The organism is Microvirga sp. HBU67558, assembly GCF_018069605.1.
Taxonomy (GTDB): domain Bacteria; phylum Pseudomonadota; class Alphaproteobacteria; order Rhizobiales; family Beijerinckiaceae; genus Microvirga; species Microvirga terrae.
Map to the genome: position 1 here is coordinate 1 of NZ_JAGPUP010000418.1, position 10093 is coordinate 10093.

The 10093-nt window shown below is 56.5% G+C and carries 9 protein-coding genes; 7 read left to right on the forward strand and 2 right to left on the reverse strand.

Annotated elements, in window-relative coordinates; all coding sequences use genetic code 11:
• Positions 1–675: 675 nt before the first annotated feature.
• Together KBI52_RS03805 and KBI52_RS03810 are read right to left on the reverse strand one after the other, a co-directional pair.
• Entirely contained in the window at positions 676–2046 is a 1371-nt protein-coding gene (locus KBI52_RS03805) for a sigma-54 dependent transcriptional regulator (protein WP_210805436.1), read from the reverse strand.
• A complete protein-coding gene (locus KBI52_RS03810; protein ID WP_210805438.1) occupies positions 2043–2468 on the reverse strand; it encodes an ATP-binding protein in 426 nt (141 codons plus the stop codon). The genes KBI52_RS03805 and KBI52_RS03810 overlap by 4 nt, the downstream gene beginning before the upstream one ends.
• An 891-nt stretch (positions 2469–3359) precedes the next feature.
• Between KBI52_RS03810 and KBI52_RS03815 the strand changes: the two genes are divergently transcribed.
• The 7 genes from KBI52_RS03815 to KBI52_RS03845 are packed head-to-tail and all read left to right on the forward strand — an operon-like array spanning position 3360 to position 10031.
• Entirely contained in the window at positions 3360–3950 is a 591-nt protein-coding gene (locus tag KBI52_RS03815) for a NodA family N-acyltransferase (RefSeq protein ID WP_114948358.1), read from the forward strand.
• A complete protein-coding gene (gene nodB, locus KBI52_RS03820; protein WP_210805440.1) occupies positions 3947–4594 on the forward strand; it encodes a chitooligosaccharide deacetylase NodB in 648 nt (215 codons plus the stop codon). Before KBI52_RS03815 ends, nodB begins: the two co-directional genes overlap by 4 nt.
• Positions 4595–4607: 13 nt before the next feature.
• Positions 4608–5939: a chitooligosaccharide synthase NodC gene (gene nodC, locus KBI52_RS03825; protein ID WP_210805442.1), complete on the forward strand. Its 1332-nt coding sequence runs from the start codon at positions 4608–4610 to the stop codon at positions 5937–5939.
• A gap of 34 nt (positions 5940–5973) precedes the next feature.
• Entirely contained in the window at positions 5974–6582 is a 609-nt protein-coding gene (gene nodS / locus KBI52_RS03830) for a nodulation methyltransferase NodS (RefSeq protein WP_162820782.1), read from the forward strand.
• 30 nt (positions 6583–6612) lie between these two features.
• Positions 6613–8304 (forward strand): nodulation protein NodU, encoded by a 1692-nt coding sequence (nodU, locus tag KBI52_RS03835; protein ID WP_210805444.1) that lies wholly within the window; start codon positions 6613–6615, stop codon positions 8302–8304.
• A 20-nt stretch (positions 8305–8324) separates the two neighbouring features.
• A complete protein-coding gene (gene nodI / locus KBI52_RS03840) occupies positions 8325–9239 on the forward strand; it encodes a nodulation factor ABC transporter ATP-binding protein NodI (RefSeq protein WP_210805446.1) in 915 nt (304 codons plus the stop codon).
• Between the two features lie 3 nt (positions 9240–9242).
• Entirely contained in the window at positions 9243–10031 is a 789-nt protein-coding gene (locus tag KBI52_RS03845) for an ABC transporter permease (protein ID WP_210805448.1), read from the forward strand.
• Positions 10032–10093 lie beyond the last annotated feature (62 nt).

Below are 10093 nucleotides of genomic sequence, written 5' to 3' on the forward strand. Positions count from 1 at the left end.
ATCGGCCCCGCCGCTCACCCGGAATCGCCCTCCTGCCGAGGGCGGCATGACTTACCGGATGCACCACTTAGGATCAGGCGGCCAAGTGCTTTACGACGGTCTCATCAAGCTTGAGCCCGGTTTTCGGCGCGCTGGCGATCTTCTGATGCGGGCACGCTGGTGCCGTCGAGGAACGTCATTCCGAGCTGGATGCCGCGCTCCTCCATCTGATGGGCACACGCTCCCAGACCCCCAGCTGCGCCCAATGTGTGGCCGTCTGAGCTGCCCGCTACCCTGAGCCCAGTTCAGCTGGGCGGCCCGCCACTTGGCACTCCTCCCAGGCTACCAGGGAATGGCCCCAATGGTCCGCCGCAGGTCCTGCAGCCGTGTCTCACCTTTCGGATGGTACTGCTCCACTAGCGGATCCAGCATCGTCGAAACTACTTGTCGGTGATCATGCAAACGGAACTATGTTACAACCGCAGCGAGCTGCAGCCCCGAAACGAGAACAAAGTACCTGGCCGGAAATGCCATATTGCCGCTGGCGCGTCGGACGAGCAGGCATGTTTCAAGGACAATAGTTAAAGGCGGAGGGAACATAGCGTAGGGATCGGCGCAAGCGGCTTAACTAATCCGACGCGCTGGCGCCAACTCATTATGTCAGTGTTTCCGCACAGTGCGGGTTCGGGGAAGTTTTTAATACTCCCGATTCTCACGATAAGAGGCCGAGTCTATTCCGTGACGTTTCAATTTATCGTAGAAAGTTTTACGCGGAATTCGAAGTCTTTCCATTACTTGTTGCATATCGCCGCGATGTTCCTGTAAGGCTTCACGAATTACGGTTGCCTCGTAGCGGCGCACCCTTTCAGCAAGACTTAGGGTTGGTGCAGTCCCACTTCTTTGACCTGATACAACCGAGGTTTTCTGTGTCGGCTCGAGCCCTAGGACGACGCGGTCAGCGAAATGAACGAGTTCGCGAACATTGCCCGGCCAATTGTGGCCCATGAGATGGTCACGCACGGTCGCGGTCATCTCCGGCACTGGACGACCGAAACGTTTGGACGCGCGCTCGAGGAAATGGCCGAAAAGTGCCAGAACATCTTCCGGACGTTCGCGAAGTGGTGGAATGTGTAACGTCACGACGTTCAAGCGGTAGTAGAGGTCCTCCCTGAAATCTTTGCGGATCAATGGATTGCCGAGATCGATCTTCGTCGCAGCGACAACACGAAGGTTGATCCTTCGGGTTTCATTGGTGCCGAGCGGCGCAATCTGCCGGGTTTCGAGTACTCTGAGCAACTTCACTTGAAGCGCGGGCGGCATAGACTCAATTTCATCGAGGAAAAGCGTCCCACCGTCTGAATGCTCCATTCTGCCAATCCGGCGCTTCCGCGCTCCTGTGAAAGCGCCTGCCTCGTGTCCAAAAAGCTCGCTTTCGAAGACACTTTCTGGTAGCGCGCCGCAATTTAGTGCGACAAAGGGCTTCGTACGCCGCTTGCTCCATTGGTGCAGCAACTCGGCGACTACCTCTTTGCCGGTCCCTGTTTCTCCTTCCACGAGGACGTCTACATTAGTATCGGCAATTTGGCTGAGCGTCTCGCGCAGCCGCTTCATGGCCGGCCCATTCCCGATGAGCGGCATATCACCAGCGGATAGGACGACCGCGTCCTGTAGCCGTCTGGTTTCCAGAACCAAGTGCCGCTTCTCCGAAGCACGGTGCAGTGTCTCTAATAGTCGCTCCGCCGCATATGGCTTCGCAATGAAATCGTATGCGCCATCCTTGATCGCGGCGACAGCCAATCCAACGTCGCCATGTCCGGTGATGAGGACGACCGGAATACTCGGATCGATCCTCTTCACCCGTTCGAAGAGCTGGAGCCCGTCGATTCCAGGCATGCGAATGTCGCTCACTATAGGCCCTTCGAAGTTCTTATCTATTGTGGCGAGCGCTGACTCGGCTGAGCGGAAAAGGATCGGTACGAAGTTGGCAAGCTCCAGCATCTGCCTGGTTGCCCGTAGCAGGTCCTCGTTATCATCCACAAATATGACCGGTCTTTTTTCAGCACTCATCCCGCACGCCTCAGCTCGACCGTGAACGAAGCCCCTTTCTCATGGTTTGCATCGCGACGCAATGAGCCACCGAGTCCCCGTGTGATCCCTTTCGAAATGACCAGGCGAACACCGAGGCCGTTTTCTTTGTCGATAGCAAACGGTATGCCTAGGTTCCGGCAGATGTTGAGGGCGAGGCTGGGACCGACATCCCGATCGGACATAGCGACTACTTCTCCCATCTCGGCGAGCGCGATTTCGACCAGAGGCTCCGGCTGTGCCTCCAAGGCGCTGAGTGCATTCTGAAGAAGATTGACGAGGCTCTGCGCCAACTGGAGGCGACTTGTCATCACCATCGGAGACGAGGCGGCCGGCTTTCGTTCAACGAACACCCGGGAACCGCGAATTCGGTGAGACACGAGTGACAGCGTGTCATCGATCACCTCTTCTGATAGGGTTTGACGTAAGCAGGAAGGATGGGGCGAACATCGTGACCGGAGGCTATCAGCGTGCGCACCCATTGGTGAGCGGTCGCGCAAGCCTCCAATCCGATCCGGCAACGGGATATGGTTCCAAAGAACCTCGGAGCCTGGCTACGACGCAGCGATTTGCGTCAGACGATCTTCCCGCTCCTGTCGGCCCCGCGCAACTGCGAGACATTCTTTCTAGTACCAGAACCCCTCGTGGCGATCTCCAACATCATGAGTGGCTCCTGTCCTGTTCTTCAACATGCCTAACTTGGCACGTTTGACGCTGGTGGTGGGCGCCAGCCACGACACCACGTTAGCTGAAACCGGGGGCGCTGGCGCGGTTACGATGATTTGCCTGCCTCGTGTCGAAACTCCCACGCCCAACCTCCGCCGCGCCATGCTGCTGAGGCGCTGAAGGTGGGTACCAACGGCAGAGCAGTGGGACTTAAGGAGGAACGAACGTTAGCGCCCACCGGCAGAAGGTCTCATAGCAGACGGCGATGCACGCTTGTGTAGCAACTCTTCGACGCGCCGGCGGCTTATTGGGGCCCGAAGGAGAGCCGTACCCAGCCGATGTCTATCTCGCGTGGGAAGTGATGGCGTTTCTAGCTGACGAACCTGCTCATGCCAGCCCATCTACCCGCCTGGTTTCGACCACGGAGTAAATGTGACAACACCGCGGGCATCCATCCCCCGTCAAACGCGCTCGCAGGTACCCTCGATCCAAGGGATGGATGCGTTTCATCCAAACAATCGATTTCACGGCGTGCGGTGATTGCTGCATGAATTTAACAAATGGCTTTTCTGATGCTGCAAGCTTTATGCATCGGGCTCCCACAACACTAGGCGACGTAGAGAGATACAATGCCCCCTGACGTGCGATGGAAACTTTGCTGGGAAAGTGAACTGCAAGTCGAAGATCACTCAGCACTTTCTGCATTCTTTCGTGATACTTACGGCCCGACGGGCGCGTTCAACGCGCAGCCCTTCGAAGGTGGGCGCAGCTGGGCCGGAGCGCGGCCCGAAATGCGGGTGATTGGCTACGACTCGCGTGGCATTGCAGCACACATGGGCCTGTTGCGACGATTCATCAAAGTCGGGGCCGTTGATCTCCTAGTGGGGGAGCTGGGGTTGTGGGGCGTCCGTGCCGACCTCGAAGGCCTTGGGCTTTCTCATTCGATGTTTACCATGTATCCGGAGTTGAAGCGGCTCGGAGTGCCCTTTGGATTCGGCACGGTTCGATACGCGCTGCACAGACACGTGGAAAGACTGTGCCGCGGCGGCATCGCGACCGTCCTCCCCGGGGTCCTCGTTCGCTCTACTCAAGCAGAGGTCTATCCCGATCTGGAGACCACGCGACTTGAAGACCCGCTCGTCGTCGTTTTTCCGATAGCGTGCTCGATGGACGAATGGCCCTCCGGCACTCTGATCGATCGTAATGGCCCAGAGCTATGAGACAACAGGATTGCATTTGCAACGTGTTGGGCCACGGTCGCGACCGTAGCGTCTATCTGACGTTTGACGATGGGCCGAACCCAATATGCACGCCTGAGATCCTCGATGTTCTAGCGGAACGACGCGTACCCGCGACCTTCTTCGTCATCGGCGCCTATGCTGCGGACCATCCAGAACTTATCCGGCGTATGTTTGCCGAAGGGCACGAGGTTGGTAACCATACGATGACGCATCCGGATCTAACGACATGTGGACCGGAGGAAGTTGAACATCAAATCATAGAAACAAGCAGAGCGATCAAGGCTGCCTGTCCCCAGGCCGGACCCAAATATATGCGAGCTCCATATGGGCTCTGGACTGAGGACGTACTAAGCATCTCGGCGCGCGCGGGACTAAAAGCCGTACATTGGTCCGTAGATCCGAGAGACTGGTCCCGTCCTGGTGTTAACGTAATCGCTGATGCGGTGCTGGCTTCAGCTCAGCCCGGCGACATCGTGCTGTTGCACGATGGGTGCCCCCCCAACGAGCTCGCGCAACAGAAGCTTTCGAGCCTCCGCGACCAAACGCTGATGGCACTTTCTCATATCATTACCGGACTGCATGACCGTGGCTTTGCTCTCCGATTGCTCTCCCAGCACAACTAACGGACGGTATCGCATGGACCTACTTGGCACAGCCGGCACAGTGACCATTTCATCGTATGCGCTTCTTGCGGGCGTCTATAAAGGGATGCAGGCATTGTATGCGCCCCCTGCGAGATCTCTCGTTGTCCCACCCACGAACGTCGCTTTAGATGGACTACCTAGCGTCGATGTGATTGTACCCTGCTTCAATGAAGATCCGGGTGTCCTCGCAGCATGCCTCTCGTCTATCGCAAATCAAGATTATACCGGACAACTGCAGTTTTACGTGGTGGATGATGGTTCTGCAAACCACGAGGATCTCGCGCGGGTATACATCGCAAATGCCAGGGATCCACGATTCAATTTAATTATTCTCCCAAGCAATGCCGGAAAGCGAAAGGCGCAGATCGCCGCGATTCGCCGCTCATCCGGTGACTTGCTGCTGAATGTCGACTCAGACACCACACTTGCGCCCGACGTGATCACAAAGCTCGTTCAGAAAATGCGGGATCCGTCCGTGGGCGCCGTAATGGGACAACTCGTGGCCAGAAATCGCAGCCACACATGGCTGACCCGATTGATCGACATGGAATACTGGCTTGCGTGCAACGAGGAGCGCGCGGCGCAGGCGCGCTTTGGTGCGGTGATGTGCTGTTGTGGTCCGTGCGCTATGTACCGCCGATCTGCACTGCTTTTGCTGCTCGACCAGTATGAGACGCAGCTGTTTAGAGGCAAGCCAAGCGATTTCGGCGAGGACCGCCATCTCACAATCCTAATGCTTAAAGCTGGTTTTCAGACCGAGTATGCCGCCGACGCCATTGCCGCTACAGTCGTGCCAGAGCGGCTCGCGCCCTATCTGCGACAACAGCTACGCTGGGCGCGCAGTACCTTCCGCGACACGTTCCAAGCACTGCGCCTGCTGCGAAGCCTCGACCGCTATCTCACGTTGGACGTGATCGGGCAGAACCTAGGGCCGCTGCTTCTTGCCGTATCAATATTGATGGGCATCGCACAGGTCGCAATGGCAGCCAGGGTGCCGTGGCTGACGATTACCCTTCTAACGTTCATGACGATTATCCGGTGCAGTGTGGCTGCGCTTCGTGCTCGCCAGTTTCGGTTCTTAGGTTTTGCCGCTCACACGCCAATTAACCTTTTCCTCATCCTCCCCCTGAAAGCTTATGCGCTGTGTACGCTAAGCAACAGTGCTTGGCTCTCTCGCGCGTCAGTCTCTCAAAGCGCGGCCCGGGGTGCTGAAGCACCGTCACCTCAAACCCTACCAACGGGTCAGGATCCTTGGGAACGCCCGAAGCTTTGGCCAGCTTTGGATGTTGGGACTGACGGGGAGGCTGAGGGCGGGCAAACCTAACATCAGTCGAAGGGTGGGCGGTAGGAGGCGCGGGATGTTGGACGACGAGAAGCCTTATCAGTTGCTGCATGATGAACTAGCCGCAGACGACCCATGGCGGCTTGATAGCAATCCATTCGAGCGGGAGCGACATAGGCAAATGCTGCGGCTGGCGGTGGCGCAGGAAACAATCGAGAATGGGCTTGAAGTTGGCTGTGCAGCTGGTGCGTTCACTGAAATGCTTGCGCCGCATTGTCAGAAACTCACCGTAGTTGATGTGGTGCCCCACGCGCTCGACCGAACCCGGCATCGCCTGAAGGACCCGCCGAATATCTCCTGGATAACCTGCGACATCCTCCGGTTCTCGACGCGAGAAGTATTTGACCTGATTGTTGTAGCTGAGGTGCTCTACTATCTCAACAGCGTCTCTGACATGCGAGCAGCCGTCCGCAACCTGGCAAAGATGCTCGCGCCATCGGGTCATTTAATATTCGGGTCGGCGGGGGATGCAAACTGCCGACGATGGGGACACGTGGCTGGCGCCGAGACCGTCATGACGATCCTTGATCAGGAACTCGTCCAAGTCGATCGTTTACGATGCGTTGGCCGATCCAATAACGAAGACTGCTTGCTTACCCGTTATCGCCACCCGGTTTCTCGCTGATCCGACTACCTTGTCAGATATGGAGATCTTATGCGCATCTGTGGAATCAAACTGACGCACGACGGAGCAGTCGCCCTCGTCGAGGACGGGAAACTCATCTTCTGCATTGAGGAAGAGAAGCGCAACAACAATCCTCGTTATAAACCCATTGAACACCTCGACGGGATTGTCCAAATCTTGAACGATCATGGTTTGAGCATAGGGGACGTTGACCAGTTCGTCATCGACGGGTGGGACGGAGAAGTTGAGTCAGAGTTCCAAGTGTTCAGCGAAGGTGCTCCTATTACTCTCAGGGGAGCTCCCTACGTCGAACGGTGTCCAGAGAACCCCTTAAAGCCACATGAGAGCTCAGGACTGGCGCTCAGCGGCTCGATTCTTTCTTACAAGAGCTTTCCGCACGTCATAGGACACGTAGTCTCCGCGTACTGCACCAGTCCGTTTGCCAAAACTGGGGAACCTTCGCTTTGTTTGGTTTGGGACGGCTGCATATTTCCTAGGCTCTACTATGTGGATCCAAAAGGAACTCGACTGATCAAGTGCCTCTTCCCGATGATAGGCCATGCGTATGCCGTTGCGGGCCATCACTTCGGGCCGTACAAGAGGGCAAACTCAACTGGCTGGGACTTGGGTGTCGCCGGAAAGCTAATGGCCTACATTGCGCTTGGCGCGGCTCGGGAGAACATCGTTAGCGTGTTTCGGGAACTCTACGACGAACATTTCGCTGGAGAAACGTCGCTTGCGGTCAGTTATCGAGAAAACACCCATAACGCAGACGAATTGCTTGCACGTGTAAATGGCTATTTCGATGCAAGCGAGTCTCGATTACAGTGCGAGAGTTCCGAAGATGTCCTTGCATCGTTTCATGTCTTCGTTGAGCGCCTTCTTGTTGAGGAGTTGACTAGCACTCTACAGACGCAGTCGCAATTTGGATCACGAAACTTGTGCGTGGCCGGCGGGTGCGGCCTCAATATCAAATGGAATAGCGCACTGCGAGCCAGTGGCCTATTTGACTCAGTCTGGGTTCCCCCATTCCCTAACGACAGCGGATCGGCTATTGGCGCCGCCTGCTGCGCACTTGCCGTTGACGGTGGTCTCTCTCCGCTCGATTGGTCAGTTTACAGTGGCCCAAAACTGAAGAACAGCGAGATCCCTCCGGGTTGGAAAACGGCTCGATGCAGCTTGGCCGAACTCGCCAGAATACTGGCATCTAACGAGCCGGTTGTTTTTCTTGCTGGCCGCGCTGAACTCGGGCCACGGGCGCTAGGGGGCAGAAGCATCCTTGCCGCGGCGACTTCATCGCAAATGAAGGAGCACCTCAACGCCGTGAAGTATCGCGAGGATTTCCGACCTGTAGCGCCAATTTGCCTGGAGGACCGCGCACAGGAGATCTTCGCCCCAGGCACCCCCGATCCGTTCATGCTCTTTGATCATACAACACGCCATGAATGGCGAGAGAGGATCCCAGCCGTAGTACACCTTGATGGAACTGCGCGACTTCAAACCATTTCGAGAAACGCGGAGCACGAAGTTTCGAAACTCTTAGCTGAATATGAAAGTCTTACGGGGATTCCTCTTCTGTGCAACACGAGCGCCAACTATCACGGGCGTGGTTTTTTCCCGGACGCCGCAGCGGCATGTGAGTGGGGACAAGTAAGCTACGTTTGGTGCGATGGCTTGTTGTTTACAAAGACAAGCGGAACCGATGTGTCCTTGGTGGCGTAGGAAGGCTTTTCGGCAAGCACATGACCGCGACAGCAATTAGTTTGGTTGACGTAACGAAAGCCTACAATGGCCGGACTGTTGTTGATCGGTTCTCGTTCTTCGTCAAAGCGGGAGAATGCTTCGGGCTGCTTGGGCCGAATGGCGCCGGCAAAAGCACCATTACGCGTATGGTCCTCGGTATGACGCCGCCCGACGTAGGTAAGATCACGGTGCTTGGCGCCCCAGTGCCTGCGCAGGCTCGTTTGGCGCGCGCTGGCATTGGGGTGGTTCCACAGTTCGACGACCTCGATCAGGAATTCACAGTGCGAGAGAACCTGTTGGTCTTTGGGCGCTACTTCAACATGAGCACCCGTCAGATCGAAGCCGTCATCCCGTCACTCCTGGAGTTTGCCAGACTTGAGGGTAAGGCGGACGCCCGGGCCGCGGAGCTTTCAGGCGGTATGCGACGGCGCCTAATGCTGGCACGCGCCCTCATCAACGATCCCCAACTACTCATATTGGACGAGCCCACCACCGGTCTCGACCCTCACGCCCGTCACCTGATTTGGGAGCGGCTGCGCTCTCTGTTGGGACGCGGCAAGACTATCCTACTTACTACTCACTTTATGGAGGAGGCAGAGCGGCTATGCGACCGGCTATGCGTTCTCGAAGAAGGACGCAAGATTGCCGAAGGGCGGCCCCAAGCGTTGATCGACGAGCAGATTGGCTGCCAGGTCATTGAGGTCAGCGGTGGCAATCCTTATGAATTGCAGGCGCTAATGAATGGATGCGCGCAACGCATCGAGGTAAGTGGGGAAACGCTCTTTTGTTATTCCTCCACTCCCGATCAGGTGCGACTACAACTACGGGAGCTTTCGGATCTGCGTCTTCTACAGCGCCCCCCCAACCTCGAGGATGTTTTTTTACGACTGACTGGGCGAGAGATGAAGGATTGAAACATGTGGGAAAGTTATGTGGCAGTTCTGCCCGCGAACTGGTTGAACTGGACTGCAGTGTGGCGCCGCAATTACATTGCGTGGAAGAAAGCTGCGCTTGTGTCAATTCTCGGTAGTCTCGGGGATCCGATGATCTATCTTTTTGGTCTCGGAACCGGTCTTAGCGTGATGGTCGGACGAGTCGAAGGAATGTCATACATTGCGTTCCTAGCGACTGGTATGGTCGCGACAAGCGCAATGACGGCGTCTACATTCGAAACCATCTATGCGGCCTTCGCGCGCATGCGCGATCAACGGAGCTGGCAGGCGATCTTGTACACGCAATTGACCCTCGGCGACATAGTGATCGGGGAACTTGTCTGGGCAGCGACTAAGGCACTTTTGGCCGGAACTGCGATTGCAACTGTCGCAGCCATTCTGGGGTATGCAGTGTGGTCATCCATTCTCTATGTCGTGCCGGTGATCGCTCTCACGGGGATCGCCTTTGCGAGTCTGGCAATGATCGTTGCGGCAATCGCGCCCAACTATGAGTATTTCATCTTTTATCAGACCCTGATCCTCACACCGATGCTGTTCTTGTCCGGTGCTGTCTTCCCGGTAACTCAGTTGCCCGCTAATGTTCAGCAGGTGGTGGCTTTCTTGCCGTTAGCACATTCAATCGACCTGGTTCGTCCAGCAATGTTCGGTCGGCCAGTCGCCGACGTGATGTTCCATCTTGGGGTCCTAGTCCTTTTTGGCGTAATGCCCTTCTTCATATCGACTGCGTTACTTCGGCGACGCCTAATGTCTTAGAGGCTGATGAGCAATTATCTTTCCTTTCGCGTGAGGCGGCGCAGCAGAATGCGGCTCATGGC